Here is a 26,719-nt window from a genome sequence, read left to right as displayed (position 1 = left end):
TCCTTTCTGCCAGACCTGGGTGCCTGGTGACCCACCCTAGTCGCACCCGGGAGCCGTGACCCGGCGCGAAAACGCCGGGTCACGGACAGCCACGGATTCAGGCGCCGGCCGCGGCCGTGATCGCGCGACCCGTCAGGACCGTCGCCAGGTGACGGCGGTATTCGACGTCGGCGTTGCCGTCGACCGGTGGGTTCGTGCCCTCCGCCGCGTGCGAAGCCGCCTCGCGGATCGCGTCCGCCGAGGCTCGCGCCCCGACCAGGGCCGCTTCGACGCCCGTCGCGCGGACCGGTGTCGAGCCCATGTTCGTCAGCGCGACCCTGGCCTCCTCGATGACGCCGGCCTCAGTACGAACCGTGACCGCGACGGCGACCATCGACCACGCCTGGGCGACCCGGTTGAACTTCTCGTAGTGCCCCCGCCAGCCCGTGTGCTTGGGCACGCGGACCTCGACCAGCAGCTCGTCCGGCGCCAGCGCGGTGGTGAACAGGTCCCGGAAGAAGTCCGCGGCCGGCACCGTCCGGCGCCCGGACGGCCCGGCCAGCACCAGCTCGGCCTCCAGCGCCACCACCGGCGCGAGCAGGTCGCCCGCCGGGTCGGCGTGCGCGATCGCGCCGCCCAGCGTGCCGCGGTGGCGGATCTGCGGGTCGGCGACCGTGTCCGTCGCCGCTTTCAGCAACGCCGCGTGCTCGGCGACCAGCGAATCGCGCTGGACGTCGTAGTGCGTGGTCATCGCGCCGATCGCCAGGACGTCGCCGTCCTCGCGCACGCCGCGCAGCTCCGGGACGCGTCCGAGGTCGATCAGCGTGGTCGGGGTGGCCAGGCGCATCCGCAGCACCGGCAGCAGGCTCTGCCCGCCGGCCAGGACCTTGGCGTCCTCACCGGCCGCCGCCAGCGCCTGCACCGCTTCGTCCACTGTGGACGGGCGGACGTAGTCGAACGAGGACGGGATCACTGGGCACCTCCGGTGGCGTCGATCGAGCCGAGGCCGCCGCCGGCTTCGTTGCCGGGCCCGCCGGCGTCGGTGGTGCCGTACCGGATGGCGTGCCACACCCGCATCGGCGTCAACGGCATCTCGATGTCGTTCACCCCGAAGTGGCGCACGGCGTCGATCACCGCGTTGACCACGGCCGGGGTGGACGCGATCGTGCCCGCTTCGCCGACGCCCTTGGCGCCCAGCGGGTTGGTCGTCGACGGCGTCTCCGTGCGGTCCGTGGTGAACGACGGCAGGTCGGCCGCCGACGGCAGCAGATAATCGGCGAACGTACCCGTGGTCAGCGTGCCGCTCTCGTCGTGCACGGTGCCCTCGAACAGGGCCTGCGCGATGCCCTGCGCGAGCCCGCCGTGCACCTGGCCCTCGACGATCAGCGGGTTCACCGCGACGCCGACGTCGTCGACGCAGACGTAGGAGCGCAGCGTGACCCGGCCCGTCTCGGTGTCCACTTCGGCCGCGCAGAGGTGCGTGCCGTGCGGGTACGAGAAGTTCTCCGGGTCGAACGTCGCGTCCGAGTCGAGCGAAGGCTCGACGCCGTCGGGCAGGTTGTGCGCCGCGAACACCGCGAGCGCGATGTCGCCGATCGACGTCGACGTGTCGGTGCCCTTCACGGTGAACTTGCCGCCCGCGAACTCCAGGTCGTCCTCGGCGCATTCGAGCAGGTGCGCCGCGATCGGCTTGGCCTTCGCGACCACCTTCTCCGCGGCCTTGACGACGGCGATGCCGCCGACCACCAGCGACCGCGAGCCGTAGGTGTCCATGCCCTTGTGCGACGACTGGGTGTCGCCGTGGATGATCTCGATGTCCTCGAACGCGACGCCGAGCTGGTCCGCGACGATCTGGCTCCACGCCGTCTCGTGACCCTGCCCGTGCGCGGACGCGCCGGTGATGACCTCGACCTTGCCGGTGGGCAGCATCCGGATCGCCGCGTGCTCCCAGCCGCCGGCGCCGTAGTCCAGCGAACCGAGCACCCGCGACGGCGCGAGCCCGCACATCTCGGTGAACGTCGAGATGCCGATGCCGAGCTGCACCTTGTCCTTCGACGCCCGGCGCTTCTCCTGCTCGGCGCGCAGGCCGTCGTAGTCGAAGAGCTGCTTGGCCTTCTCCGTCGCGGCCTCGTAGTTGCCGGAGTCGTACGTCAGCCCGCACACCGTGGTGAACGGGAACTCCTCGTGCTTGATCCAGTTCTTTTCGCGCAGCTCCAGCGGATCCATGCCGAGCTCGTCGGCGAGCTCGTCCATGATCCGCTCGATCGCGAACGTCGCTTCCGGCCGCCCGGCGCCGCGGTAGGCGTCGGTCAGCGTCGTCGTGGTGTACACGTTGGTGCACGCGAAGTGGTACGCCGGGAACTTGTAGATCGCGTTGAACATGAACGCGCCGAGAATGGGCACGCCAGTGCCGACCAGGCCGTTGTACGCGCCGAGGTTGGCGAGCAGCTCGACCTTGAGCCCGGTGACTGTGCCGTCGGCGTTCGCCGAAATGGTGATGTCCTGGATCTGGTCACGGCCGTGGTGCGCGGCGAGCATGGTCTCGGACCGGGATTCGTTCCACTTCACCGGTTTGCCGAGTTTCCGCGCCACCAGCAGCGACATCATCTCTTCCGGCAGCACGCCGATCTTGCCGCCGAAGCCGCCGCCGACGTCCGGGGCGATCACGCGCAGCTTGTGCTCCGGGATGCCGAGTGTCAGCGCCGACATCACCCGCAGGATGTGCGGGACCTGGGTGGCCGACCACATGGTGATCTGGGCACCGGTCGGGTCGACGACGCAGGCGCGCGGCTCCATGAACGCCGGGATCAGGCGTTGCTGGCGGAAGCGGCGCTTGACGACGATCTCCGACGACTTGAGCGCGTCCTCGACGTCGCTGCCGGTGCCGGCCTCGGCGGAGTCGAACTTCCAGACCGCGCTGGTGTTGCTGCCCTGGTCCTCGTGGACCAGCGGCGCGCCGTCGGCGATGGCGGCTTCCATGTCGAGGATGACCGGGAGCTCGTCGTACTCGACGTCGATCTCCTCGAGCGCGTCGTGCGCTTCGGCCGAGGACCGCGCGACGACGACCGCCACGCCCTCACCGGCGAAGTTGACCTGGTCGGCGGCGAGCACCGGCCGGCGCGGCGTCTTCATGTCCGGGGTGATCGGCCACGCGCAGGGCATGCCGATCGAGCTGTCCGGGTCGAGGTCCGTCGCGGTGTAGACGGCGACGACGCCGGACGCGCTCTTGGCCGCCGACGTGTCGATCGAGACGATCTTGGCGTGCGCGAACGGGCTGCGCAGGATCGCCATGTGCAGCATCCCGGGCAGCGTGATGTTGTCGGTCCAGCGGGTGCGGCCGGTGATCAGCCGCTCGTCTTCCTTGCGGCGCCGTGACTTTCCGACTTCCGGTTCGATCGTCGCGGTCATCAGTCACCACCCACGCCGACGTGCTTGGTCTCGGTGATCCGCTCGGCGTCGGGTCCGGCGCCGGGGCTCATGTGCTGAGCGGCGTCGCGGACCGCGCGGACGATGTTCTGGTAGCCGGTGCAGCGGCAGAGGTTGCCTTCGAGGCCTTCGCGGACGGCTTGTTCGTCCGGGTCCGGGTTGTCGGCCAGCAGGTCGATCGACTGCATGATCATGCCGGGGGTGCAGAACCCGCACTGCAACGCGTGGTTCTCGTGGAAGGCTTTCTGCACCGGGTGCAGCTGCCCGTCGCGGCTGAGGCCCTCGACGGTGGTGACCTCGCTGCCGTCGGCCTGCACGGCCAGCACGGAACAGGACTTCACGCTGTGCCCGTCCAGGTGGACGGTGCACGCACCGCAGTTGCTGGTGTCGCAGCCGACGACCGTGCCGACCTTGCCGATCCGCTCTCGCAGGTAGTGCACGAGCAGGGTGCGCGGTTCGACCTCGTCGGTGTACTTCGTCCCGTCGACAGTGACGGTAATGCGCATCAGGCCTCCAAAGCCGGTTCGGGAGCGGCCAGGCCCGACCGTGATCGGGCTCACAAGACCCGAGCGTGCTACGCCTTCCTGGCGCGGACAAGTCCTGATGTCACACGTTCGGCGGCCGTTCCCGCAGCTGCGGGAGAATCCACAGTGGAATCACCGCATCCGCGGAAACGCCGCCCGGGTGAACTTTTCAGCCGTGGATGCGGCCGGACAGTTCGGCGAGCCGCCGTCCGCCGCCACCCCAGCGCAACGCGATGATCTCCGCGGCGATCGACACCGCCGTCTCCTCCGGGGTGCGGGCGCCGAGGTCGAGACCGATCGGCGAGGACAGCCGTTCCAGCTCGGGCTCGGTGACGCCGGCCTCGCGCAGCCGCGAAAACCGGTCGTCGTGGGTCTTGCGGGACCCCATCGCGCCGACGTACCCGACGTCGAGGCGCAGCGCGACCTCCAGCAGCGGGACGTCGAACTTCGGGTCGTGGGTCAGCACCGCGATCGCGGTGCGCCGGTCGATGCGGCCCGCGTCCGCCTCCGCCGTGAGGTACCGGTGCGGCCAGTCGACGACGACCTCGTGCGCGTCCGGGAACCGGCTGCTGGTGGCGAACACCGGCCGCGCGTCGCACACCGTGACCTGGTAACCGAGGTAGGCGCCCATGCGCGCCATCGCGGCGGCGAAGTCGATCGCGCCGAACACCAGGAGCCGGGGCGGCGGCTCGAAGGAGTTGACGAACACCGCCATCCCCTCGCCGCGGCGCTGCCCGTCCGGGCCGTAGTGCAGGGTGCCGGTGCGGCCGCTGGCCAGCAGGCCGCGGGCGTCGTCGGCCACCGCGTCGTCCATCCGCGACGAGCCCAGCGAGCCCTCGGTGCGGTCCGGCCAGACGATCATGTGCTCGCCGACCAGGCCTTCGCGCTCGTGCTCGATGACCGTCACGACCGCGACCGGCTCGCCGCCGCGGACCGACGCGACGACGTCGCCCAGCTCGGGCATCGACTCGCGGTCGACGTGCTCGACGTAGATGTCGATGATCCCGCCGCAGGTCAGACCCACCGCGAAGGCGTCGTCATCGGTGACGCCGTAGCGCTGCAGCACCGGCTTGCGCTCGGTGACGACCTCCTGCGCCAGCTCGTAGACGGCGCCTTCGACGCAGCCGCCGGACACGCTGCCGGCGACGGTGCCGTCCGGGGCCACGACCATCGCCGCGCCGGGGGCGCGGGGGGCCGACGAGAAGGTGGCGACGACGGTGCCCAGCCCGACCGTCTCCCCCGCCGACCAGCGGCGGAACACGTCATCCAGTACGTCACGCATCGGAAATCTCCCCGAGCAGTCGTTCCAAGGTGGCCAGGGTGTGCCCGGCCAGCAGCCGGTCGATGTGGGGCAATGCGGCCACGATGCCCGACTGGACCGGAGCGTACCCCGCACGGCCGACGTGCGGATTCACCCAGAGTACGGCGTGCGCGAGGCGGTGCAGCCGCGCGAGCTGCTCGCCGAGCATCGTGGTGTCGCCGCGCTCCCAGCCGTCAGAGAAGATCGTGACGACCGCGCGCCGGGCCACGCCGCGCTGTCCCCACCGGTCGAGGAAGGCCCGCAGCGTCTCGCCGAGGCGGGTGCCGCCGGCGAAGTCCGGCACCGCGGAACCCGCCGAGAGCATCGCGCGCTCCGGGTCGCGCTGACGCAGCTGGCGCGACACCCGGGTCAGCCGCGTGCCGAGCGTGAACACCTCGACGGACTGGGGCGCGGACCGGGTGAGGACGTGCGCGAACCGCAGCAGCGCGTCGGCGTACGGGCTCATCGAGCCGGAGACGTCGATCAGCAGCACGACCCGGCGCGGCCGCGAACCGCGGCGGGTGTGCGCGAGCCGGACGGGTTCGCCGCCGCTGGCGAGCATCGCGCGCAGCGTGCGGGCCGGATCCAGCCGTCCCCGGCGGGCCGGCGTCCGCCGGGCGGCGCGGCGCCGGGGCGGCACGGGACGCAGGGTGGCCAGCAGCTCACGCAGGTGCTCGCGTTCGGCGGTGGTCAGCTCGGCGAGGTCGCGGTGACGCAGCACCTCCTGGCCGCTCGCGGCGACCTTCAGCTGGTCGGGACCGTCGCCGCCGTCGGCGTCCCCGCCCTCGGTGTCGACGAGCGGTGCGATCCGCGCCTGCTTCGGCGCGGCGGCCTTCGCGCGGCGCGGACCCGGCGGTTCGATCGAAAACCACTGGCTGAAGGCCTCTTCGTAACAGGCCAGGTCGTCGGGGCTCGAGCACAGAGTGAGCCGCCCCGCCCAGTACAGCTGGGTGGGCTCGGCGACGTCGACCTCGCCGACGGCGGCCAGGTAGGCCTGCACGCGGTGCGCGTCGCAGGCCACGCCCGCCTCCCGCAGCGCGGCGGCGAACCCGGCGTACCCGGCGACCGGATCGGAGACCGTGGTCATGTCCCCATTGTGCGCTTGTCGGTGTGTCCCGGCGAGGAGTCGAACCTCGGACCTCGGCGTTCGTAGCGCCGCGCTCTGTCCTGCTGAGCTACCGGGACGGGGCGGCCTGCACACGCCCCTCCCCGGACGGGCGCAGACCGCGCTCTTCGCCGCAGCCGGCCCCGGTAGCGGCGGGGCGGGCGCGAAGAGCCTTCAGAAAGAATTCAGCGGACGGCACGGGAGATCGCGCCGCATCGGAACATCCGGGCTTCGGTCACGATCTCCTCCTCTCGGGTTTCTCGGTGCTGGAGGAAGAATGCCGGACTCTTGGTGGCGCGGCAACGCATTTACGCGGCGTGCGACCATGCACCGGTGAGCTACGACCTGGTTGTGTGGGACGGACCGGCACCGGCGGACGACGCCGGGGCCGCGGCGGAGTACGGCCGCCTCTACATGAAGTACATCGAGCTGTCGGCCGTGCGGCCACCGTGGCCGACGATCACCGAGTACGTCCAGGCCCTGCTCCGCCGGTGGCCCGATCTCGGCGCGCACGATCTCGGCGAAACTTCTCCATGGGCGTCGAGCGGATTGATGTCGAACGCGAGCGGCCCGCTGCTCTACTTCGGCATGGGCCGGGACGTGGCCGGCACGGTCGTTTCCGGCGCCGTCGCCGAAGCCCGGCTCCGGAACCTCGTGGTCTACGACCCGCAGGAACGACGCGTACGGTCTTAGGAGCCGGCCCCGGTTCCCCCGGAACGACGACGCGCCCGCCCCGATCGTCCTTTGTGGACTTTCGAAGCGGGCGCGCCGGCCGGGTCAGGAGACCTTGATGCCGGGCTTGATCGGTGCGCAGGCGCGGAGGCCGGCGGTCTTGTTGAGCTCCAGGATCGGCGGGAGCGTCTTCTGCGCGTACGCCTGCAGTTCCGCGAGCTTCGCGGGGTCGACCAGGTCACGGCGGACGTGGTAGCTGACCCAGTTGCGCGAGTCGACGGTGTCGTCGCCGATCGGGCGGTTCACGAAGATCGTCGCGTAGTCGCGGTCGAACCGCGGGTCCTTGTCGAACTGCAGCGTCGTGATCCACGAGCCGATGAAGGTGATCATCTCCGGCTTCGCGACGTTGAACGTGTAGTCGCGCAGGCCGGCCATGTCCGCCTTGTGCAGGTAGTCGGCGATCGGCTTGTCGCCGAGGCCGGCCAGGTCGAGCACCCGGATGCGGCTGCCCAGCGACGTCCCGCCGAGGTCGATCAGGCCGACCTGGGCCGTGTCGGGAAGTTTCAGGATGTCCGCGAAACCGTTGATGGCCTGGGCGTCGCGCTCGGCGACGATGCAGAACGCCGTTTTCGCGTGGGCGCGGTACGTCGTGCCCTGCGTGTAGAGCCCGCTGACCGAGCTGACCAGCGCGACGACCAGCAGGCAGGCCAGCGCGATCCGGCCGCGCAGCCGGGCCGCGGCCAGCGCCTCGACCACCACGATCGCGCCGCCGAACGCACCGAGCGTCCACACCGGCGTGGCGAACCGCAGCTGGCCCATCCAGTCGTACTCGAGCACGATGAACGCGACCACGGTCAGCCCGAACGGTGCCAGCAGCGCGACCAGGCCGGTGCGCAGCTTCGACGGCCGGACCAGCAGCATCACCAGGCACGCGACGGCGACCGCGACGACCAGCCAGCCGATGTAGTCCACGATCTGGGCGGGCCGGTCGAGGTCGTCGAGGGTGGGCGGGTCCTGCCCCTTCGCGACCGCGGTGTTGGGCACCAGCCGGCCGAACTCGAACCAGCGGAAGACCACGTAGGCGCCGTAGGGCACGGCGAACGCGGCCACCGAGACGACGACCGCGCGGATGCTGCGGGCGAGCAGTTCGCGCTTGAGGAACAGCGCGACGACGATCGGGTACGCGCCGGCGTAGATGATCCCGTCCGGCCGGGTCAGCGCGGCGGCCATGGCGATCAGGCCGGTACCGATGGCGACCTGGTGGTTGAGCAGCTTGCCGCTCTGGACGGCGCGCAGGCAGAGCACCGCGATCGCGGTGACGGTCAGCGCGTAGAACGAGTTCTCCAGGCCGGAGAAGCACCAGATCACGAACGACGGGATCGCGGCGAGCGCCGCCCCGGCGACGAAGGTGATCAGGGCGGGCCGGCGGCTGAGCGTCTTCGCGCCGAAGTAGAACAGGACCAGGATGCCGAGGCAGCAGGCCAGGGCGAGGGCCTTCGGGAACAGGATCTGGTCGTTGACGCCGAAGATCGTGCCGTGGTCGAACAGCCCGACGAGCTTGCCGAGCGCGAGCAGGATCATCCAGGTCGGGTTGGAGTAGCCCTCGACCGGCAGGGCGCCGGGCTGCAGCACCGGGCCGAACCCGTCGGCGACGTCACGCGAGTAGGCGAACGTGATCGCCGCGTCGTCGATCAGCCAGTTGCCGTAGAGCGAGGCGTGCGCGGCGATCAGCGCGGTGCCCCCGAGGATCGCCGCGACGGCGGCCAGCTTGGGCCGCCACCCCCGGCGGGTGTCCGCCGGACCGGCCGGCTGGGGCCGATCCGGCTCCGGCTCGGCCAGTGGTCGCGCCTCGGTCGTCTCCGCCACACTCATGCCTCAGGTCCTCCCACGCCTTCGGTCATCCCCCGGACCGGCCGTCAGGCGAACAGGGCGTCGAGCTTGGCCCTGACCCGGTCGAGGTCTTCGCTGTATTTCAGGACCGCACCGAGCGTTCTCGCCGCTGATGCCGCGTCCAGTTCGTCACGGTGGAGAGTCATCAGGGCTTTCGCCCAATCGAGTGACTCCGCTACTCCAGGTGGTTTCAGCAGGTCCATTTGCCGGAGCCGTTGCACCGCTTCAGCGACCTGACGAGCCAGAACTTCACCTATTAGCGGGATCCTACGGCGCAGGATCGTGACCTCTCGAACCAGGTCCGGGTGTTCCAGCCAGTGGTAGAGGCACCGCCGCTTGAGCGCGTCGTGCACCTCACGGGTCCGGTTGGAGGTCAGCACCACCAGCGGCGGCTGCTCCGCGCGGACCTCGCCGTACTCGGGGATGGTCACGGCGTACTCGTCGAGCAGCTGCAGGAGGAAGGCCTCGAACTCGTCGTCGGCGCGGTCGATCTCGTCGATCAGCAGCACGCACGGGGCGCTGATGAGGGCCTGCAGCAGCGGCCGGGCCAGCAGGAACCGCTCGGTGTAGAGGGAGCGCTCGGCGGTCTCGACGTCGATGCCCCCGCTCGCTTCGAGGGCGCGCAGGTGCAGGAGCTGCCGCGGGAAGTCCCACTCGTAGAGAGCCTGGGCGGCGTCGATGCCCTCGTGGCACTGGAGGCGCACGAGCGGCCGATCGAGCGCGGTGGCCAGCGCGAGGGCGAGAGCGGTCTTGCCGGTGCCGGGCTCGCCTTCGCAGAAGAGCGGACGCCCCATCCGCAGGGCGAGGAACCCGGCGGTGGCGAGCCCGTCATCGGCGAGGTAACCGGTCCGATCCAGCGCGGCGGCGAGTTCTTCGGGTGAGGCGAGCGAGTCGGTCACGAACTCGATCGTAGGGGTCGGCAAGCTTCGGCGCGGTTTACGGCCGAGGGGGCTCGGCAGGTCGGGGGGTTAGGAGGGTCGCGGCGAGGTGGTGAGGCTGGGTGGGGCGACTGCGGTCGGGTGGGCGACGGGGTCGGCCGCGGCTGCGACGGCTCGGCAGGTCGGAGCGGTTGTGCAGGGAGCACCGCGGGCAGCCGCGGCAGTGACAGGTCTGCGGGGTGGTGATGCCACGCGGGATGGTTGCGGCCGAGTGAGCGGCGGAGTCGGCCGCGATTGCGACGGCTCGGCAGGGTGCTGCGGATGCGCAGGGGCATCGTGGGCGACCGCAGCTGCGACGGCTCGGCAGGCCGGAGCGGTCGTGGAGGCACGGGCGACCACAGCGGTGACAGTCACCACGGTGGCGCCAGTGGCAGCGAGGCCGCGGTGGCTGCGCCGAGCGAGGCTCGCGGGAGCGGTGCGGCGGGCGGGGGACGTCAGGCCGAGCCGGTGAGGCGGCAAGGTCGGGCGCAATCTCTCAGCGGGGACGGCTCGGCGGGACAGCAAGGTCGCCACGGGGTGGTGGAGGCTGACTAGGTATCAGGTTTTGTCGCCGGGGCCGGGCGGCGCAGGTCGCCCTGGACTGCACAGATCGCGCGGGTCGGCCGATGTCGGGCGGAATGGCTCCGGGGCGACCCAGGCCGGGCTCGTCGGGCCAGGTCAGCCGAGATTGCTGAGCTTGCTGAGCAGCTTGTGCGCGGGATTGCCGCCTGCCGTACGAATGGCTGGGTTCGGCAGGTCCGCGCGGTGGTCTGGGTCGCGGCTGCTGCCCAGGTCGCACCAGCTTGGGCGGGGTCAGCCGGGTTGCTAGAACTTGCTGGGTTCGGCGGTCCGCGCGGTGGTCTAGGTTGCGGCCGCTGCCCAGGTCAGGCGGGTCAGCCGGTTGGTAGGGCTTGCTGAGTTCGGCAGGTCCGTGCGGTCGTCCACATCGCGGCCGCTGCCCAGATTGGGTGGGTCAGGCGGGGTTGGTGGGACTTACTTGGTCTGGCAGGTCCGCTCGGTGGTCTACGTCGCGGCCGTTGCCTAGGTCTGCGCACTCGATCAGTGTCAGGTCCTTGCGGGTTGCCAGCCAGTCTCGGGCTCCTCGGTCGCCTTCCGCCGTTTTGGCTATTTCTGGCCACCAGGTGCGGCCCAGTAGGACCGGGTGGCCCGGGGTGCCCTCGTAGGCTGCGCGGGCGACCGTGTCGGCGGTTGCGTTGGTTGCTACCCGGGTGAGGATTTCGGGGCCTACCCAGGGGAGGTCGACCAGGTGGACCAGGGTCGCGATGGGGCCGTCGAGTCGGTTCAGCTCCGCCAAGCCGGTGCGTAGGGAGGCGCCCATTCCGGTTGCCCAGTCTTCCGCTACTACCGCCATGTCGGGGTTTGGCAGCAGGGCTCGGACCTCGTCGGCTGCTGCGCCTATGACTACTCGGATCGGGGTGCAGCCTGCTTCCTCCATGATCCGTAGGGCGCGTTGGACCAGGGGTTCGCCGTTCAGGGCGGCCAGGGCCTTCGGGCCTCCGAATCTGCGGCCGGCGCCTGCGGCCAGTAGGAGGCCGGCTACCTGCTCAGCCATGGGCTCGGCCTGGGGCTCCTGCCGACAGGTCCGACTCGATCGCGCGAGCTGTGGCCAGCAGGGGTGGGACCAGGTCGCGCTCCACCGACTCGGCCGTGGTGCGGCTCGCGTGGGTCGAGAGGTTGACCGCCGCTACCACCGTGCCTCGGCGGTCGTGGATCGGGGCCGCTACCGAGCGGAGGCCCTCCTCCAGTTCCTGGTCGACCATGGCCCAGCCCTGCTCGCCGACTCTGGCCAGCTCGGTGCGCAGGCGGTCGGGTGAGGTGACCGTGCGGTCGGTGAGGCGGTCCAGCCTCGCGACCACCAGGTACGCCTCCAGCTCCGCGGCGCTGAGACCGGTCAGGAGGACGTGCCCCATCGACGTCGCGTGCGCCGGGAAGCGGGTGCCCACGTTGATGCTCACCGTCATGATGCGCGAGACCGCCACCCGCGCCACGTAGACGATGTCCGTCCCCTCCAGCACCGAGACCGAGCTCGACTCGTGCACGTCGGCCGACAGGTGCTCGAGGTGGGGCTGCGCCACCTCGGGCAGCGTCATGCTCGACAGGTACGAGTAGCCCAGCTCCAGGACGCGGGCGGTGAGCGAGAAGTACTTGCCGTCCGTGCGGACGTAACCGAGGTCGGTCAGCGTCAGCAGGAACCGGCGGGCCGCGGCGCGGGTCAGGCCCGTCGCGCGGGCGACGTCGCTCAAGGTGAGTTCGGCCGCGCCCGCGTGGAACGCCTTGATGACGGCCAAGCCGCGCTCCAGCGACTGCACGTGGTGGGCACCGCGGTGGGCGGGCTCGCCGTCCAGTTCGACGTCGAAGGGGGGCAGACTCGCGTCCATTCCGAAACCCTATCCGGCGTCGGCGGGCAGGGCGCTCGGCTCGCCCAGCTCGGCCAGGGCGCGCTGGGCAATGGCGAACGCCGCGTTCGCCGCCGGCGCGCCCGCGTAGACGGCCGTGTGGAGCAGGACCTCGCCGATCTCGGCCGCGGTCAGGCCGTTGCGGACCGCGGCCCGGACGTGCATCGGCAGCTCGTTGTGCGCGTGCAACGCCGTCAAGGCCGCCAGTGTGACGCAGCTGCGGGTGCGCCGGTCCAGGCCGTCACGGGACCAGACCGTGCCCCACGCGCCCTCGGTGATGTAGTCCTGGAACGGGCGGCTGAACTCGGTCGTGCCCGCGACCGCGCGGTCGACGTGCTCGTCGCCCAGCACCTCGCGGCGCACCTTCATGCCCTGCTCGTGGCGGTCGTCGGTCACGCGGTTGTCTGTCACAGTGCCTCCAGGTGCTCGAGGATCAGCCTGGTGAACTCCTCGGGCTGCTCGTAGCTGCCCAGGTGCGCAGCGTCCGCCACGACCTCCAACCGCGCGCCCGGGATGCCGTCGGCGATCGGGCGGGAGTGCTCCTCCGGCGGGGTGGCCGGGTCGTCGGCGCCCGCGATGACCAGCGTGGGGGCGGCGATCTTCGGCAGCACGTCGAGCAGGTCCATCCGCTCGATCGCGCCGCAACAGGACGCGTAGCCCTCGGCCGGGACCTCGGAGATCATCGAGCGCAGGAACGCGGCGCGGTCGGGGTGCCGTTCGCGGTACGCGGGCGTCAGCCAGCGGCCGACACCCGCGCCGGCCACGGTCGCCGTGCCCTCCGCGCGGACCGTGCGGGCGCGGTCCGCCCACATCTCCGGCGGGCCGAGCTTGGCGGACGTGCAGCAGAGCACCAGGCTCGCGATGCGGTCGGGCGTGTGGACGCCGAGCCACATGCCGGTCATCCCGCCGAGCGACAGCCCCACCAGGTGCGCCTTCGCGACGCCGAGGTCGTCCAGCAGCGCGAGGAAGTCGGCGCCCAGGTCGTCGAGGTCGTACGGGCCGGGCGGCACCGGCGACGCGCCGTGGCCGCGCGTGTCGTAGCGCACCACGCGGAAACCGCGCTCCAGCAACGGAACCACCTGGGGTTCCCACATCCGGAGGTCGCTGCCCAGCGAACCGGCGAACACCACCACCGGCCCGTCTTCGGGGCCTTCGACGACCCGGTGCACCGGTACGGCGTTCACGTTCCCATCTCCGTTCATAGGGCGAAGAACACCGTCTCACCGTCGCCCTGCAACCGCACGTCGAAGCGGTAGCCGTCCGCGGTCTTCGCGGCGATCAGCGTGTCGCGCCGCTCCGCCGGCACCGTCGCCAGCGTCGGGTCCGCCGAGTTGTCCTGGTCCGCGAAGTAGATCCGTGTGACGACCCGGTTGAGCAGGCCGCGCGCGAACACCGACACGTCGATGTGGCGCGCCTGGGTGGTGCCGCCCCCGCCGGGCAGCGGGCCCGGAAGCAGGGTCAGGATTCCGTACGTGCCATCGGTTTCCGTCGGGCAGCGGCCGAAGGCGCGGAACTCGTCGGACGCCTCGCCGCGAGGGTCGTCGGGGTGGTGGAAGCCGCCTTCGGGGTCGGCCTGCCAGGTCTCGATCATGGCGTCCGGAACCGGGTCGCCGGCGCCGTCGTGCACCGTGCCGCGGATCCAGAGCGCGCCGGGGGTGCCTTCCGGGACGACGTACGGGCCGTCGGGCCAGGGCAGGCCGATCGACAGGTACGGGCCGACGGTCTGCGAAGGGGTGGGGAGCAGCCTGGGCATCAGTCCTCGTCCTCTTCTTCCTCTTCGAACACCGATGCCTCGCGCCCGCGCAGCACGATGTCGAACTGGTAGCCGAGCGCCCACTCCGACTGCGTGATCTCGTGGTCGTACCGGGAAACCATGCGCTGCCGGGCCTTCTCGTCCGGGATCGAGTTGAAGATCGGGTCCTGGGAAAACAGCGGGTCGTCCGGGAAGTACATCTGGGTGACCAGCCGCTGGGTGAACGCCGAGCCGAACACCGAGAAGTGGATGTGCGCGGGGCGCCAGGCGTTGTCGTGGTTCTTCCACGGGTACGCGCCGGGCTTGATGGTGGTGAAGGTGTAGCGCCCGTCGCTGTCGGTGAGTGCGCGCCCGACGCCGTCGAAGTTCGGGTCGAGCGGGGAGGGCCAGCGATCGCCGGTGTGCCGGTAGCGCCCGCCCGCGTTCGCCTGCCAGATCTCGATCAGCGAATCGCGCACCGGACGGCCGTCGCCGTCGAGCAGCCGGCCGGTGACGATGATCCGCTGACCCTGCGGCTCCTCCGCGTGCCGGCGGGTGAGGTCGTTGTCGTGCTCGCCGAGCCGGCCGGGGCCGAGCAGCGGGCCGGTGACCTCGGTCAGCATCTGCGGGAGCAGCACCAGCGGTTGCCGCGGGTACCGCAACGCCGTGGACCGGTAGCCGGTGAAGCCCAGCGGCGGGTGCGTGCCTTCGGGGTCCGGCCCGTAGTGCGGCAGCTTGAGTTCGGTCGGAGCAGCCATGGTGCCTCCCTTACCGGCCTTCGAGGACGACGGCCAGGCCCTGGCCGACGCCGATGCAGATGGCGGCGAGTCCCCAGCCCCCGCCGCGGCGGTGCAGATCGTGCGCCAGGGTGCCGAGGATGCGGCCACCGGACGCGCCGAGCGGGTGGCCGATGGCGATCGCGCCGCCGTGGGTGTTGACGATCTCCGGGTCGAGCTTCGGCCAGTCGCGCAGGCACGCCAGCGACTGCGCGGCGAAGGCCTCGTTCAGCTCGACCGCGGCCAGGTCGTCCCAGCCGATGCCGGCGCGCTCCAGCGCGATCTCGGCCGCGCGCACCGGGCCGATGCCGAAGACGTCCGGGTCGACCCCCGCCGCGCCGCGGCCGGCGATCCGGGCGAGCGGCGCCCGGCCGAGCCGGTTCGCCGCCGCTTCGTCACCCAGCAGCAGCGCCGAGGCGCCGTCGTTGAGCGGGGACGCGTTGCCCGCCGTGACGGTGCCGTTTTCCTTGCGGAACGCGGGCTTGAGCTTCGCCAGCTTCTCCGGGCTGGAGTCCGGGCGGATGCTCTCGTCGCGGGCCAGGTCCACGCCCTCGACCGGGACGACCAGGTCGTCGTAGAAGCCCTCGTCCCAGGCCTTGGCGGCATTGACGTGGCTGCGCGCCGCGAAGGCGTCCTGCTCATCACGGCCGATGCCGTACTGCTCGGCGAGCTTCTCGGTGGACTCGCCGAGGGAGATCGTCCAGTGCCCCGGCATCGCCGGGTTGACCATGCGCCAGCCGAGCGCGGTGTTGTAGAGGGTCTGGTTGCCCGCCGGGAACGCCTTCTCCGGCTTGGGCATGACCAGCGGCGAGCGGGTCATCGACTCGACGCCGCCGGCGACCACCAGGGACGCGTCGCCGACCTGGATCGACCGGCTGGCCTGCATCACCGCGTCGAGCCCCGAGCCGCAGAGGCGGTTGACGGTGTTGCCGGGGATGCTCGTCGGCCAGCCCGCGAGCAAGGTGGCCATGCGGGCGACGTTGCGGTTGTCCTCGCCCGCGCCGTTCGCGTCGCCGAGGGTCACCTCGTCCACTGTGGACGGATCGAGGTCGTTGCGGGACCGGATGGCCCGGAGCGCGGTCGCGGCGAGGTCGTCCGGCCGGACGCCGGCCAGCGCGCCGCCGTAGCGGCCGAACGGGGTGCGGAGCGCGTCGAGGACGTAGACGTCGGTCATGCGGTGGCCTTCCGGGTCACTTGCTTGCCTTTTCGAGGTCTCGCAGCACGGCCAGCTCCTCTTCGGTGGGGGCGGGGGTGACCGTGAGGTCGTCCGCGACCTTCAGTGTCCACCCGGTCGCCGCCACCGCGCGCTCCAGCTCGACGCCCGGGTGGAGCTCGGTGAGGGTGAGCTCCGCGGTCTCCGGGTCGGGGCGCAGCAGGCCCAGGTCGGTGACCACCAGGGTCGGGCCCCGGCCCGGCAGGCCGAGGCGTTCGCGGTCGCCCTTGCCGGTGCCGTGGCCGAAGGACGTCACGAAGTCGACCTTCTCGACGAACGCGCGGGGGTTCTGCCGGAGCACGACGAACACCTCGCGGCAGGACGCGGCGATCTCCGGGGCGCCGCCCGCGCCGGGCAGGCGGACCTTCGGATCGTGGTAGTCCGAGCCGATCACGGTGGTGTTGATGTTGCCGAACTTGTCCAGCTGGGCGGCGCCGAGGAAGCCGACGTCGATGCGGCCGGGCTGGAGCCAGTAGTTGAAGATCTCCGGGACGCTGACCACGGCGTCGGAGGTGTCGGCCAGCTCGCCGTCGCCGATGGAGAGCGGGAGACGGGACGGCTTCGCGCCGAGGCAGCCGGACTCGTAGATCAGGGTCAGGTCCGGGGCGTGGGTGCGGCGGGCCAGGTTGGCCGCCTTGCTCGGCAGGCCGATGCCGACGAAGCAGGACATGCCGTCGCCGAGGGCGCGGGCGGCCGCGACGCTCATCATCTCGTCGGCGGTGTAGTCGGTGGTCATGCCGTTGCCTCCGCGGTGGAGCCGGTGTCGGGGGTGGTCGCGGTGGGGACCGGGGCCGTGGGCGCCGCCTCGGGGAAGGAGGCGGCGACCGCCCGGCCGGACGGGGTCGCGCGAGCCGGGTCCACGCCAGCTCGGCTGAAGACCGCCGCGCCGGAGAAAGGGGCCGTGACCTCGCCGCCGAGCGCCCGGGAAGACGTGACGCCGGTGGGCTGCGCCGGGGAGAACCTACGCTCCACGGCCGGGGTGGGGGTCACGCCGTTACCCCGGTCAGGTCGTTGAGCCACTTCGTGAACGCCTCGCGATCGCGGCCCACTTCGTCCCAAGCCTGGTAGGCCGAGTTGTCGCGTTCGTAGTAGCCCGCCGCGTAGGACGGCTTGGCGCCGCCGGGGACTTCCGACACCGCCGTGACCACCCAGCCCGGGAGGATGACCGCACCGGGGCGGGGTTCCAGGTCGTCGACGATCTCCTCCACCGTGACCAGCGAGCGTTTCGCCGCCAGGACCGCTTCCTTCTGGACGCCGGTGATGCCCCACATCTGGACGTTGCCCGCGCGGTCCGCGCGCTGGGCGTGGACGATCGTGACGTCCGGGTTCAGGGCCGGCACCGCTGTCAGCTGCTCGCCGGTGAAGGGGCAGGTGATCGGCTTGATGGTGTCGGTCTGTGCCGGGAGATCCGTGCCTGTGTAGCCACGTAGGACCGCGAACGGGAGGCCCGACGCGCCCGCGACGTAGCGGTTCGCCATGCCCGCGTGGCTGTGCTCCTCGATCTCGAGGGGCACCGGCCAGTCGTGCTGGACCGCGTCGCGGAACCGGTGCAGCGAGCCGACGCCGGGGTTGCCGCCCCACGAGAAGATCAGCTTGCTCGCGCAGCCGGCGCCGATGAGCTGGTCGTACACGATGTCCGGGGTCATCCGCACCAGCGTGAGGTCACGCCGCCGCTGGCGGATGATCTCCTGCCCGGCCGCGACCGGGATGAGGTGCGTGAAGCCCTCCAGCGCGACGGTGTCGCCGTCGTGCACCAGCCGGGCCACGGCCTCTTCCAGCGACAGCAGCTCCGCCATCCCGCACTCCCACCTGTTCGCATCACGCACACTCGTTCTGTCATCGAACATAACACGATGGCCGGGGCGGCGACCAGACGTCTTCCACCCAATGGATGACGCAGGCACGACGAAGGGGACTTTTCCCGCCGTTCGCGCGAAAAAAGTCCCCTTCGAGAACAACGATCAGCCGATCCGGACCAGCCGCGAGCCGTGAGCCGGAACAGCCGAAGCGGTCCACGAACCCCGGAACCGGCCGAGATCCGTCCGGGCGACCAGGTCACGCACCGGGCTCGACCCGTGACCACCGAGGTCCACCCGGATGTCCGCCGGTGCCGGACCCAGGTTGTAGACGGCCACGTACGTCCGGCCGTCCGGGGCGCGCTTCCGCCACACCTGCAGGTCGCCGCCGGTCACCTGGGTCGGGTAGGACCCGGCCTGGTCGACGCGGATGACCTCGGGATTCGTCAGGATCGACACCGCGGCGGAGTCCAGGAAGCAGATGTCTCCCCCGACGTACAGCGGCGAGGACGCCATCGACCAGAACGTCATCACGCTCTGCCGTTCGACGTCGGAGATGCCGTCCTGGATGCCGCTGCCGGTGTTGTTGCTGATCGGCATCGAGTCCAGGTCCGGGCGGTATTGGGGCCCGAACACGCCCTGCCACGAAGGCAGGTCCGCCCAGCGTGCCTTCACCGAGCTGTCCCAGGAGGACACCGTGTCGCAGTAGCACTCGACGTCGGTGTCGATGCGGACGCCGTTGGCGTGGGGAGCGAGCGCGGGCCCGATGGATCGCGGCACCGGCCACGCGCTCGCCGTCAGCCACATCGGCCGCCGCGCGTGATCGATGGCCGCGGACCAAGCCCTGATGTCGGCGACGTTGTCTGCGGTCGTCCCATCGACCTTGACGAAGTCGACGCCCCAGGACGCGAACCGGGACACGATCGAGTCGTAGTACTTCTGCGCGCACGGGTTCCCGAAGTCGACCTTCCAGTTGCCGCCCCAGCCGTTGGACGGGGTCAGCGGCCGGTACGCGATGTCCTGCGCGTGGCACGACGTCCCGAGGATGGGCGCGTTCTTGTCGTAGACCTCCTTCTCGAGCCCGGTCACCGCGTACAGGCCGAGCTTCAGCCCGCGCGAGTGGACGTAGGAGGCCAACGCGGGGATCCCGGACGGGAACCGGCCCGGGTCCGGCGTCGGAATGCCGTTGACGTCGGTGTGGAACACCCACGCGAGGTCCGCGTTCCAGCCCGAGTCGATGTTGACGTTGGTGTAACCGGCGGACTTGAGCTTGCCCGCGAGGGCGTCGGCCGCGTCGCGGATGTGCCCTTCGTTCAGCCACGAAGTGCCGTAACCCGCGCGGGTCGACGACTCCAGGCTCCAGCTGCTCCAGCCCATGAACGGCTTGACGAACGGCGTCCGCGCGTCGGCCGTGGGCACCAGGAAAGCCAGAAACCCCAGTACAGCGACAAAAACGGAAAGGAGACGCTTCAAGAGAGACACTCCTCGGGTGGGGAAAGGGGGACTACTCCTTCAGGCCGCTCGCCGCGATCCCGCTGACGATGAACCGCTGTGCGACCAGGAACATCGCGACCAGCGGCGCGATGGTGACGAGCGCGCCGGCGAACAGGGCCGGCAGGTTGACCGACTGCGCGGTCAGGAACGTCGAAAGCGCGATCTGCGCGGTCCACGACGACGGGTCCTGCCCGATCACCAGCGGCCACAGGAACGCGTTCCAGCTTTCGATGAACATCAGCGCGCCGAGCGACGCGATCATGCTCCCCGAGTTCGGCAGCACGAGCCGCCGGTAGACGCCGAGGTAACCGAGGCCGTCGAGCCGGCCGGCCTCCTCGATCTCGGCCGGGAACCGCAGGTAGAAGTTGCGGAAGAGGATCACCGTGAACGCGCTGAACAGGTTCGGCGCGATGATCCCCCACTCCGTGTTGACCCCGCCCAGCGAGCCGACGACGACGAACGTCGGCACGAACGTGACCGACTGCGGGATCATCAGCGTGACCAGCACGTACGTGAACACCGCACGCCGTCCCGGCACGTTGATCCGGGCCAGCGCGTAGCCCGCCATCGAACCGAACAGCGTGCCGACCGGTGCGGTCACGATCGCGACCAGGAACGAGTTCCACAACGAGTGCGCCATCGGGACCGACGCGTCGGCGAACAAGTCGCCGAAGTTGACCCACGACAGCGGGTCCGGCAGCCACGACCAGTCCGGCGAGGTGACCTGCTGGCGCGTCATCAGCGCGTTGCGCAGCATGATGTAGAACGGCAGCAGGAAGATCACCGCGAGCACCGAGGCCAGGACGTACTTCGGAGCTTTCCGGGGAACTGTGAGGACGGCCATCAGTCCTTCTTCCCGAAGCCGACGAACCGGCCCTGCAGCAGGGTGATCACGACGATGAGCACGGTCAGCAGGAATGCGCCCGCCGAGCCGACGCCGTAGTTCTGGTCGCCGAGCGCGGAGTCGTAGAGGTAGACCAGCGGCGGCTTCACCGGCGCCGTCGCGGTGCCGGACAGCCCGGTGCCGAACAGGTTGTAGAACTCGTCGAACGCCTGGAACGCCGCGATCAGGATCAGCAGGAGCACCGCGACTGAGGTGTTCCGCAGCTGCGGCAGCGTGATGTAGCGGAAGGCTTGCCACTTGGTCGTGCCGTCCAGCTCCCCCGCCTCGTACAGCGACGGCGAGATCGCCTTCAGCCCCGCGAGGAACAGGATCATGTACAGCCCGACCTGCAGCCACAGCCGCAGCGTCACCACCGCGACCCAGTACACCGGCGGGCTCGTCTCCGACAGCCACGGCACCGGCTCGGCGCCGAACAGCCCGCCGAGCACGTTCGCGACGCCCGAGGGCAGGCCGTTGAACAGCGCCATCTTCCACACCAGCGCGGCGACGACGTACGACACCGCGGCCGGGATGAGGAACACCGTGCGGAAGAACGCCTTGCCGCGGCGGATGCTGTTGATCAGCACGGCGAGGCCGAGCGACGCCACGAAGGTGATCGGCACGATGAACACCGTGAACAGCGCGATCGTCGACAGCGACGTCAGGAAGGCGTCGTCGCCGAGCAGGAACGCGTAGTTGTCGAAGCCGATCCAGTGGCCGATGGTGATGGTGCCGCGGGCGTCGTTGAAGCTGAGCAGGAAGCTCCACGCGATCGCGACGTACTTGAACAGCCCCAGCCCGAGCACCACCGGGCCGGTCAGCACGGCGAACGCGCCGATCGCGCGCCAGTCCCGGCGGCGACGGCATGGTTTCTTCGCCGCCGCCGGGACGGCCGGGGCCTCCATCACGGCCGTCATCAGGCCAGCTGCTTGTCGACTTCGGCCTGGGCCTTCTTCGCCGCGTCCCCCAGCTCGGCCGCCGGGTCCGCCCCGTTCGCGATCTTGGTCGCGGCCTGCAGGAACAGCGTCGCCGACGCCTTGTTCCACAGGCCCGAGTAGGACTTGCCGTTCTGCTGCGAGATCGTGACGGCGTCCTTCGCGGGACCACTGGAGAACTCGGTGGTCTGCGCGGCGACCGGCTTGCGGGCCGGGATGTGGAAGCCGTACTTGACGCACCAGTCCTTCTGCAGATCGGCGTTCTTGATCCACAGCCAGTCGATGAACTTCTTGACGGCGTCGAGGTTCTGAGATTTCGCATTGGCCAGCTGGTACCAGCCGCCGACACGCGCGACCTGCTTGCCGGCGTCGCCGAACTTCGGCCACGCGACGACGCCGAAGTCGTCACCGAGGGCCTTCTTGACGTCCGGCAGCGACCACAGGCCGCCCCACTGCATCGCGGTGGCGCCGTTGGCGAACGCGCCCGGGTCGGACCAGTCGGTCGGGTAGCCCTGGAGCAGGCCGCCGGTGTCGTGCAGCTGCTTGAGCCCGGCGATCGCGGCGACGGCTTCGGGAGCAGCGAACGCGACCTTCTTGCCACTGCTGTCGAAGAAGTCCGCGCCGGACGACCAGAGCAGCAGGGTCGCGGCCTCGCCGACGCCGTCGGTGCCGACGTACAGGCCCTTCTGCTTGCCGGTGTTCAGTTTCCGGGTCGCGTCGAGCAGCTCGGCGAACGTCTGCGGCGGCTGGACGCCCGCGGCCTGCAGCGCGCTCTTGCGGTAGTACAGCATCATGACGTCGTCGATCATCTTGACGCCGTAGATCTTGTTGTCCACCGTCACCGTGTCGAGCGCGGCCGGGCTGAAGTCGGCCTTGGCCGGCGCGATGACGTCGTCGAGCGGCGCGAGCAGGCCGTTCTTGACGTTCTGGTACCGGAAGTCGCCCAGCTCGAACAGGTCCGGCGCCTGCGCGGTGAGCATCGCCGAGTTGAGCTTGGTCTCGTAGTCGCCGGCGATCCAGCTGACGTTGAGCGCGATGTCCGGGTTGGCCTTGGTGAACTCCTGCGCGTACCGCTGGACCGCTTGCTGCGTCCCGGATTCGCCGTACGCGTGGTACCACTGCTGCAACGTGACCTTCGCGCCCGAAGCGGCGCCCGCGTTCTTGTTCAGCGGGTCCGTGGTGCAGCCCGCGAGGGCCGCTCCCCCGGCGAACAAGACGGAACCGACCAGGAAGCTTCGACGATTCATGGGGCTCACGGAGATTCTCCTTAGACGCTCTCGGCGACGAAAAGACTCTGGATGGCGACGGCGGCCGCGCCCCGCGCCCACTCCTCGAACGGCAGCGGCCGGATGACCAGGCCGCAGCGGGCGGCGCTGCCGAACGCCTGGACCGCGAAGGTCCGGCGGATCTGGTCCTCGAACAGGTCGTAGGTGGCGACGCCTTCCCCGGAGACGACGACCCGTTCCGGGCCGAACAGGTTGACCAGCGCGGCCAGGCCGAGCCCGATCGCGTGGCCCGCCGCGGCGAACACCTCGCGCAGCGGCTCGTCACCGCCGCGGGCGCGCGTCACGGCGTCGTCCATGGTCAGCGTGGGTTCGCCGGAGACGTCACGGGCGCGCAGAAGGATCGCTTCGGTGGACGCGATCGCTTCGACGCAACCGCGGCCGCCGCAGTGGCAGAGCGGGCCGCCGTCGGCGACCGGGATGTGCCCGATCTCGCCGGCGACGCCGTGCGCGCCGCGGACCAGCGCGCCGTCGACGACCAGCGCGCTGCCGATCCCGGTGCCCACGGTGACCAGGGCGAACGATGACGCGCCGACGCCCTCGCCGAACCACTGCTCGGCCACGGTCAGCGCCTTGACGTCGTTCTCCAGCGTCGTCGTCAGGCCGGTCGCCTCGTCGAGCAGCTCGGCGAGCGGGACGTCGCGCCAGCCGAGGAACGGCGAGTAGCGGACGATCCCGGACGCGCGGTCGACGTCGCCGGACACCGCAACGCCGAGGCAGTAGGCGCGCTCGCGGAGGTTGCTGGTGCCGTCCGGCGTCGGCCCGGCCAGCAGCTCCCCGACGAGGTCGGCGAGCGCCCGCACGACGTGCTCGACGTCGTGGCCGGCCAGCGCGTGGTGGGCGGTGGCGCGGACGTCGGCGCGCAGGTCGGTGACGACGCCGATCAGGTCGTCGCCGGTGATCTTGACGCCGACGAAGTACTCGCGGTCGGGCCGGATGGCGAGCGGGTTCGCGGGCCGCCCGGCGCCCGGCGTCGTCCGGCCTGCGGAGGCGAGTTCTTCGAGGTAACCGGCGTCGATGAAGGGCCGGGCCGCCTTGGTGACCGCGGCGGAGGAGAGCCCGGTGCGCCGGGCGACGTCGACGCGGGAGACCGGCCCCTCGGTCAGGACCGTGGTGAACACGGTCGCGGCCGCGGGACTGGTGATCGGCGCCCTTGCCGGTGCACTGCGAGGCATGGCCGGAAGGGTAGGCAGGATTAATTAACTTCGTCAAGAATTTATTTTTCGGCTGGTCGTGCCTACGCTCAGGACCATGTCGCTCGTGGAACACGACCCCGCGCACCGGCTGTGGCTGCTGCGCACCCCGGAAAGCTCCTACGCCTTCCGGCTCGACGCCGACGACCGGCCGCGGCACGCCCATTGGGGGCCGCCGCTCACGCTGGCGCAGGCCACGCAGGTCGCCGAGCGCCGCAACCCGGCCGAGAGCAGCTTCGACGAGCCGGGCGACGAGCGGCCCGAGCTGCCGGCCGAGGGCGGCGCGTTCTTCGGCGTCGCGGCGCTGGCCGTGCGGTTCGAGGACGGGACGTCGGCGCTGGAGTGGCGTTACGCGGGGCATTCACTCGAGAACGGCGCCCTGGTGGTGCAGCTGGCCGACCGGCACTACCCACTGGAACTCTCGCTGCACTACCGCGTCCGCGGCGATGTCATCGAGCGCTGGACGACCTTGCGCACCACCGGGGACGCGGAGATTGCCTTGCTGCGCACGGATTCCGCGTCCTGGACGCTCCCCCGGCGCGACGGCGCACGGCTGAGCCGGACGTCCGGTGCGTGGAGCGCCGAGTACGGCGTGCTGCGCGAACCGCTGCCCGTCGGCGAAACCACGCTGACCAGCCGCCGCGGGGTATCCAGCCACCAGGTCAATCCCTGGGTGATGCTCGACGCCGGCGACGCGACGGAGACGTCCGGCGAGGTCTGGTCGACCGCGCTGGCGTGGAGCGGCAGCTGGCGGATCACGGTCGACCACACGCACACCGGCCGCGTCACCTGGACCGGCGGGTTCGGGCACGAGAACGTCTCTTGGCGGCTGAAGCCCGGGGAGACCTGGGAGACGCCGGTGTTCGCCGGGCTCTACGCGGCCGACGGCTTCGGTGGCACGAGCCGGCGCTGGCACGCCTACGTCCGCGAGTTCGTCCAGCCGCACTCCGGCGAGCTGCGGCCGATCGTCTACAACTCCTGGGAAGCGACCGGCTGGGACGTCGACGAGCAGACCGAAACACACCTCGCCGAGGCCGCGGCGAAGCTCGGCGCCGAGCTGTTCGTGATGGACGACGGCTGGTTCGGCGCGCGCGTCGGCGACGCCGCCGGCCTCGGCGACTGGACCGCCAACGAGCAGCGCTTCCCCGCCGGGCTCGGGCCACTCGTCGACGCCGTGCACGCGCACGGGATGAAGTTCGGGCTGTGGGTCGAGCCGGAGATGGTCAACCCGGACAGCGACCTCTACCGCGCGCACCCCGACTGGGTGCTGCACATGGCGAACCGCACGCGCACGACGTTGCGCAACCAGCTCGTGCTCAACTTCGCCCGCCCGGACGTCGCGGACTGGGCGCACAAGTGGCTCGACAGGCTCGTCGGCGAGCACGGGATCGACTACCTCAAGTGGGACATGAACCGCGCGTTCACCGAGGCCGGGTGGCCCTCGAGCGCGGATCCGGGACGGCTGTGGGGCGAGCACGTCCGCGCCGTGTACGCGATCTTCGACCGGCTGCGGGCCGAGCACCCCGGCCTGCGGATCCAGGGGTGCGCGGGCGGCGGCGGCCGCACCGACCTGGGGATCCTCGCGCGCACCGACGAGATCTGGGCGTCGGACAACACGGACGCGGCCGACCGGATCACCATCCAGCACGGCTACGGCCAGCTCTACCCCGCCGGCACGATGTCGGCCTGGGTCACCGACAGCCCGAACCCGACCACCGGCCGGGAGGCGCCGCTGAGCTTCCGGTTCCACGTCGCGATGGCGGGCGTGCTCGGCCTGGGCGGGGACCTGCCTCGCTGGAGTGCCGCAGAACTCGCCGAGGCGACAGCGCTCGTGGCGCTGTACAAGGAGATCCGGCCCGTGGTGCAGCACGGCGAGCTGTACCGGCTGGCCGATCCGGCGCGCTCGGCGCTGACCGCAGTGCAGTACGTCTTGGGTGGTGACGTCGTGGTGATCTTCTGGCGGCGGCCCGCGGAGTTCGCGCGGCCGGTCACGCCGCCGCGCCTGGCCGGGCTCGATCCGACGGCGCGGTACCGGGACCAGGATGGCGTCGTGCACCACGGCGCGGTGCTGCTGAGCCACGGGATCGACGTCGCGCTGCCGGGGAGCGGCTACGCGAGCGCGGTGGTGCGGCTGACCAGGGTCTGAATACCCACGCCGACCGGAGTCACCAGGACGGGTGAGCAGGATTGACTTTCACCGGCTGCGCGTCGAATGTGAAAGGTCTTCACTTCGCCGCTCGCCAACGGAGGCAGCATGCGCAGGCGCCTGTTCACCCTTCTCGCCGTGCCCGCGATCGCCGCGCTCGCCTTCGCCGCCCCGGCGTCGGCGAGCACCAGCTACCACGAGTACGTGGCGCTGGGTGATTCGTGGACCGCCGACGTCTTCGTCACTCTCCCGCCCACGACGCAGTTCACCCCGCTCGACTGCGCTCAGTCCACTTCGGACTACCCGCACGAGGTGGCCGGCGCGCTCGGCGTCGAAACCTTCCGCGACGCGAGCTGCGGCGGCGCCGCGACGCCCGACTTCACGCAGCCGCAGAAGCTGCCGCTCGGCGGGACGAACCCGCCGCAGTTCGACCGGCTCACGCCGACCACCGACCTGGTGACCGTCGGCATCGGCGGCAACGACATCGGGCTCGCCTCCGCCGTGACCAAGTGCCTCAACCTCCTGCCGGTGAGCACGTGCAAGGCGAAGTTCACCGCGGGTGGCGTCGACCAGCTGGAGAACGCCGTCGCGGCGACCGAGCCCAAGATCGCCAACGCGCTGCAGGCGATCCACGCGCGCTCGCCGCAGGCGCGGGTCCTGCTGGTGAACTACCTCGCCGGGCTGCCCGCGAGCGGGAAGGGGTGCTGGCCGGTGATCCCGATCGCCGACGGCGACGTCGCCTACCTGCAGGCGAAGTTCCTCCAGATGAACGCCATGCTCGCGCGGGTCGCCGGGGCCAACGGCGCCGAGCTCGTCGACACCTACACCCCGACCGTCGGGCACGACGCGTGCCAGGCGCCCACCGTGCGCTACGCCGAGGGCCTGATCCCGGTCTCGGTGAGCAACCCGCTGCTGCTGGCCTTCCCCTTCCACCCCAACGGCGCGGGCGCGGCGGCGCAGTCGGAGATCGTTCTCGGGGCGGTCCAGCGCGGCTAGGCGGTGTCCTGCAAGTCTGCTCGATGGGCCGCCTGGGCGCGA

24 protein-coding genes and 1 tRNA gene are annotated in these 26,719 nt (G+C 70.9%); 3 read left to right on the top strand and 22 right to left on the bottom strand.

Going from position 1 to position 26,719, the window contains the following annotated elements; genetic code table 11:
- Window positions 1-97 precede the first annotated feature (97 nt).
- The 6 genes from OHS58_RS47210 to OHS58_RS47185 all read right to left on the bottom strand — a co-directional run bounded on the left by OHS58_RS47210 (window position 98) and on the right by OHS58_RS47185 (window position 6,414).
- The gene (locus OHS58_RS47210) at window positions 98-952 is read right to left on the bottom strand and encodes an FAD binding domain-containing protein (RefSeq protein WP_328646590.1); all 855 of its coding nucleotides are present in this window, start codon (window positions 950-952) and stop codon (window positions 98-100) included.
- Entirely contained in the window at window positions 949-3,387 is a 2,439-nt protein-coding gene (locus tag OHS58_RS47205; RefSeq protein WP_326947092.1) for a xanthine dehydrogenase family protein molybdopterin-binding subunit, read from the bottom strand. Before OHS58_RS47205 ends, OHS58_RS47210 begins: the two co-directional genes overlap by 4 nt.
- Window positions 3,387-3,911 carry a (2Fe-2S)-binding protein gene (locus OHS58_RS47200; RefSeq protein ID WP_247062268.1) on the bottom strand — a complete coding sequence of 175 codons (525 nt, stop codon included), beginning with the start codon at window positions 3,909-3,911 and terminating at the stop codon, window positions 3,387-3,389. Before OHS58_RS47200 ends, OHS58_RS47205 begins: the two co-directional genes overlap by 1 nt.
- A 187-nt stretch (window positions 3,912-4,098) precedes the next feature.
- Window positions 4,099-5,211, bottom strand: a complete 1,113-nt coding sequence (locus OHS58_RS47195; RefSeq protein ID WP_328646589.1) for an XdhC/CoxI family protein — start codon at window positions 5,209-5,211, stop codon at window positions 4,099-4,101.
- Window positions 5,204-6,316, bottom strand: a complete 1,113-nt coding sequence (locus tag OHS58_RS47190) for a vWA domain-containing protein (protein WP_328646588.1) — start codon at window positions 6,314-6,316, stop codon at window positions 5,204-5,206. Before OHS58_RS47190 ends, OHS58_RS47195 begins: the two co-directional genes overlap by 8 nt.
- Before the next feature lie 24 nt (window positions 6,317-6,340).
- Window positions 6,341-6,414 (bottom strand) — tRNA-Arg (locus OHS58_RS47185).
- Window positions 6,415-6,667: 253 nt separating this feature from the next.
- On the opposite strand from OHS58_RS47185, the gene OHS58_RS47180 reads away from it, so the two are divergent.
- Window positions 6,668-7,027: a hypothetical protein gene (locus tag OHS58_RS47180; protein ID WP_247062265.1), complete on the top strand. Its 360-nt coding sequence runs from the start codon at window positions 6,668-6,670 to the stop codon at window positions 7,025-7,027.
- Between the two features lie 84 nt (window positions 7,028-7,111).
- Here the strand turns inward: OHS58_RS47180 and OHS58_RS47175 are convergent, their stop codons facing one another.
- The 16 genes from OHS58_RS47175 to OHS58_RS47100 all read right to left on the bottom strand — a co-directional run bounded on the left by OHS58_RS47175 (window position 7,112) and on the right by OHS58_RS47100 (window position 23,517).
- Window positions 7,112-8,878: a hypothetical protein gene (locus tag OHS58_RS47175; RefSeq protein ID WP_326955287.1), complete on the bottom strand. Its 1,767-nt coding sequence runs from the start codon at window positions 8,876-8,878 to the stop codon at window positions 7,112-7,114.
- Between the two features lie 44 nt (window positions 8,879-8,922).
- Window positions 8,923-9,795 carry an AAA family ATPase gene (locus OHS58_RS47170; protein WP_247062263.1) on the bottom strand — a complete coding sequence of 291 codons (873 nt, stop codon included), beginning with the start codon at window positions 9,793-9,795 and terminating at the stop codon, window positions 8,923-8,925.
- 991 nt (window positions 9,796-10,786) lie between these two features.
- The gene (locus OHS58_RS47165) at window positions 10,787-11,386 is read right to left on the bottom strand and encodes a nucleotidyltransferase family protein (protein ID WP_328646587.1); all 600 of its coding nucleotides are present in this window, start codon (window positions 11,384-11,386) and stop codon (window positions 10,787-10,789) included.
- Complete coding sequence (locus OHS58_RS47160) at window positions 11,379-12,212, bottom strand: IclR family transcriptional regulator domain-containing protein (RefSeq protein ID WP_326947086.1); 834 nt, start codon at window positions 12,210-12,212, stop codon at window positions 11,379-11,381. The genes OHS58_RS47165 and OHS58_RS47160 overlap by 8 nt, the downstream gene beginning before the upstream one ends.
- Window positions 12,213-12,221: 9 nt before the next feature.
- Entirely contained in the window at window positions 12,222-12,626 is a 405-nt protein-coding gene (gene pcaC / locus OHS58_RS47155; RefSeq protein WP_328649975.1) for a 4-carboxymuconolactone decarboxylase, read from the bottom strand.
- An 11-nt stretch (window positions 12,627-12,637) separates the two neighbouring features.
- Window positions 12,638-13,414, bottom strand: coding sequence for a 3-oxoadipate enol-lactonase (pcaD, locus tag OHS58_RS47150; protein ID WP_328646586.1), 777 nt, complete (start codon window positions 13,412-13,414; stop codon window positions 12,638-12,640).
- 14 nt (window positions 13,415-13,428) lie between these two features.
- Window positions 13,429-13,983 (bottom strand): protocatechuate 3,4-dioxygenase subunit alpha, encoded by a 555-nt coding sequence (pcaG, locus tag OHS58_RS47145; RefSeq protein WP_328646585.1) that lies wholly within the window; start codon window positions 13,981-13,983, stop codon window positions 13,429-13,431.
- Window positions 13,983-14,720, bottom strand: coding sequence for a protocatechuate 3,4-dioxygenase subunit beta (gene pcaH / locus OHS58_RS47140; protein WP_326947082.1), 738 nt, complete (start codon window positions 14,718-14,720; stop codon window positions 13,983-13,985). The genes pcaG and pcaH overlap by 1 nt, the downstream gene beginning before the upstream one ends.
- A gap of 10 nt (window positions 14,721-14,730) precedes the next feature.
- Complete coding sequence (locus OHS58_RS47135; RefSeq protein WP_328646584.1) at window positions 14,731-15,912, bottom strand: thiolase family protein; 1,182 nt, start codon at window positions 15,910-15,912, stop codon at window positions 14,731-14,733.
- Window positions 15,913-15,928: 16 nt separating this feature from the next.
- Complete coding sequence (locus tag OHS58_RS47130; RefSeq protein WP_326947080.1) at window positions 15,929-16,687, bottom strand: CoA-transferase subunit beta; 759 nt, start codon at window positions 16,685-16,687, stop codon at window positions 15,929-15,931.
- A 250-nt stretch (window positions 16,688-16,937) separates the two neighbouring features.
- On the bottom strand, window positions 16,938-17,747 hold the full coding sequence (locus OHS58_RS47125) for a CoA transferase subunit A (protein ID WP_328646583.1): 810 nt from the start codon (window positions 17,745-17,747) through the stop codon (window positions 16,938-16,940).
- 165 nt (window positions 17,748-17,912) lie between these two features.
- Window positions 17,913-19,229 (bottom strand): glycoside hydrolase family 27 protein, encoded by a 1,317-nt coding sequence (locus tag OHS58_RS47120; protein ID WP_328646582.1) that lies wholly within the window; start codon window positions 19,227-19,229, stop codon window positions 17,913-17,915.
- A 22-nt stretch (window positions 19,230-19,251) separates the two neighbouring features.
- Window positions 19,252-20,085 (bottom strand): carbohydrate ABC transporter permease, encoded by an 834-nt coding sequence (locus tag OHS58_RS47115; RefSeq protein WP_326955297.1) that lies wholly within the window; start codon window positions 20,083-20,085, stop codon window positions 19,252-19,254.
- Window positions 20,085-21,041 carry a carbohydrate ABC transporter permease gene (locus OHS58_RS47110; protein ID WP_328646581.1) on the bottom strand — a complete coding sequence of 319 codons (957 nt, stop codon included), beginning with the start codon at window positions 21,039-21,041 and terminating at the stop codon, window positions 20,085-20,087. The genes OHS58_RS47115 and OHS58_RS47110 overlap by 1 nt, the downstream gene beginning before the upstream one ends.
- The gene (locus OHS58_RS47105) at window positions 21,041-22,306 is read right to left on the bottom strand and encodes an ABC transporter substrate-binding protein (RefSeq protein WP_328649974.1); all 1,266 of its coding nucleotides are present in this window, start codon (window positions 22,304-22,306) and stop codon (window positions 21,041-21,043) included. Before OHS58_RS47105 ends, OHS58_RS47110 begins: the two co-directional genes overlap by 1 nt.
- Window positions 22,307-22,326: 20 nt before the next feature.
- Entirely contained in the window at window positions 22,327-23,517 is a 1,191-nt protein-coding gene (locus tag OHS58_RS47100; protein WP_328646580.1) for an ROK family protein, read from the bottom strand.
- Window positions 23,518-23,593: 76 nt separating this feature from the next.
- Here OHS58_RS47100 and OHS58_RS47095 point away from each other — a divergent pair, with 76 nt between their 5' ends.
- Entirely contained in the window at window positions 23,594-25,681 is a 2,088-nt protein-coding gene (locus tag OHS58_RS47095; RefSeq protein WP_328646579.1) for an alpha-galactosidase, read from the top strand.
- A 108-nt stretch (window positions 25,682-25,789) separates the two neighbouring features.
- Entirely contained in the window at window positions 25,790-26,677 is an 888-nt protein-coding gene (locus OHS58_RS47090) for an SGNH/GDSL hydrolase family protein (protein WP_326947071.1), read from the top strand.
- Window positions 26,678-26,719: the final 42 nt, after the last annotated feature.

Origin of the sequence: Amycolatopsis sp. NBC_00348 (assembly GCF_036114655.1) — a bacterium.
Lineage (GTDB): Bacteria > Actinomycetota > Actinomycetes > Mycobacteriales > Pseudonocardiaceae > Amycolatopsis.
Note: the sequence above shows the minus strand (reverse complement) of the source record. Positions and strands in the feature narration are given on the sequence as shown.

Excerpts from the sequence above, each read along its gene's own strand:
- OHS58_RS47095 (WP_328646579.1), top strand. The coding sequence starts at position 23,594 with ATGTCGCTCGTGGAACACGACCCCGCGCACCGGCTGTGGCTGCTGCGC.
- OHS58_RS47100 (WP_328646580.1), bottom strand. The coding sequence starts at position 23,517 with ATGCCTCGCAGTGCACCGGCAAGGGCGCCGATCACCAGTCCCGCGGCC.
- OHS58_RS47115 (WP_326955297.1), bottom strand. The coding sequence starts at position 20,085 with ATGGCCGTCCTCACAGTTCCCCGGAAAGCTCCGAAGTACGTCCTGGCC.
- pcaH (WP_326947082.1), bottom strand. The coding sequence starts at position 14,720 with ATGGCTGCTCCGACCGAACTCAAGCTGCCGCACTACGGGCCGGACCCC.
- OHS58_RS47105 (WP_328649974.1), bottom strand. The coding sequence starts at position 22,306 with ATGAATCGTCGAAGCTTCCTGGTCGGTTCCGTCTTGTTCGCCGGGGGA.
- OHS58_RS47110 (WP_328646581.1), bottom strand. The coding sequence starts at position 21,041 with ATGACGGCCGTGATGGAGGCCCCGGCCGTCCCGGCGGCGGCGAAGAAA.
- OHS58_RS47160 (WP_326947086.1), bottom strand. The coding sequence starts at position 12,212 with ATGGACGCGAGTCTGCCCCCCTTCGACGTCGAACTGGACGGCGAGCCC.
- OHS58_RS47135 (WP_328646584.1), bottom strand. The coding sequence starts at position 15,912 with ATGACCGACGTCTACGTCCTCGACGCGCTCCGCACCCCGTTCGGCCGC.
- OHS58_RS47165 (WP_328646587.1), bottom strand. The coding sequence starts at position 11,386 with ATGGCTGAGCAGGTAGCCGGCCTCCTACTGGCCGCAGGCGCCGGCCGC.
- OHS58_RS47130 (WP_326947080.1), bottom strand. The coding sequence starts at position 16,687 with ATGACCACCGACTACACCGCCGACGAGATGATGAGCGTCGCGGCCGCC.
- OHS58_RS47090 (WP_326947071.1), top strand. The coding sequence starts at position 25,790 with ATGCGCAGGCGCCTGTTCACCCTTCTCGCCGTGCCCGCGATCGCCGCG.
- OHS58_RS47195 (WP_328646589.1), bottom strand. The coding sequence starts at position 5,211 with ATGCGTGACGTACTGGATGACGTGTTCCGCCGCTGGTCGGCGGGGGAG.
- OHS58_RS47175 (WP_326955287.1), bottom strand. The coding sequence starts at position 8,878 with ATGAGTGTGGCGGAGACGACCGAGGCGCGACCACTGGCCGAGCCGGAG.
- OHS58_RS47190 (WP_328646588.1), bottom strand. The coding sequence starts at position 6,316 with ATGACCACGGTCTCCGATCCGGTCGCCGGGTACGCCGGGTTCGCCGCC.
- OHS58_RS47200 (WP_247062268.1), bottom strand. The coding sequence starts at position 3,911 with ATGCGCATTACCGTCACTGTCGACGGGACGAAGTACACCGACGAGGTC.
- OHS58_RS47125 (WP_328646583.1), bottom strand. The coding sequence starts at position 17,747 with ATGGCGGAGCTGCTGTCGCTGGAAGAGGCCGTGGCCCGGCTGGTGCAC.
- OHS58_RS47205 (WP_326947092.1), bottom strand. The coding sequence starts at position 3,387 with ATGACCGCGACGATCGAACCGGAAGTCGGAAAGTCACGGCGCCGCAAG.
- pcaG (WP_328646585.1), bottom strand. The coding sequence starts at position 13,983 with ATGCCCAGGCTGCTCCCCACCCCTTCGCAGACCGTCGGCCCGTACCTG.